Origin of the sequence: Psychrobacter sp. GW64-MNA-CIBAN-0177 (assembly GCF_040309585.1) — a bacterium.
Taxonomy (GTDB): domain Bacteria; phylum Pseudomonadota; class Gammaproteobacteria; order Pseudomonadales; family Moraxellaceae; genus Psychrobacter; species Psychrobacter okhotskensis.
On sequence record NZ_JBEOOY010000132.1, the window covers coordinates 1 to 289 of the forward strand.

The window sequence follows — 289 nt, forward strand, 5'->3', positions numbered from 1 at the left end:
GAATAACATCCATCAATTTACCTCAAAAGAATTAATATTAGAAAAAGCATCGCAATGGATCAGTGCTATTGACCGTGGCCTTACAAAAGAAGAGCAAGAACAATTTAAACTGTGGATGCTACAAAGTACTGCTCATCAAAATGCGGTGTATGAATTAGCTCAGCTTTGGGATGACCTGAGTGTACTTAACGAACTCAGCGTATTATTTCCAAATAAACAACCGGCTAATAGCAAAACAAAGCCTGCGTATGTATTTGGCATGGCAGCAAGTATTGTTGCTGCATTAATG

1 protein-coding gene is annotated in these 289 nt (G+C 38.1%); it reads left to right on the top strand.

Features of this window, described 5'->3' with window-relative positions; genetic code table 11:
• A partial coding sequence (locus AAEY79_RS14485; protein ID WP_352288989.1) for a hypothetical protein occupies positions 1 to 289 on the top strand: 289 nt, incomplete at both ends.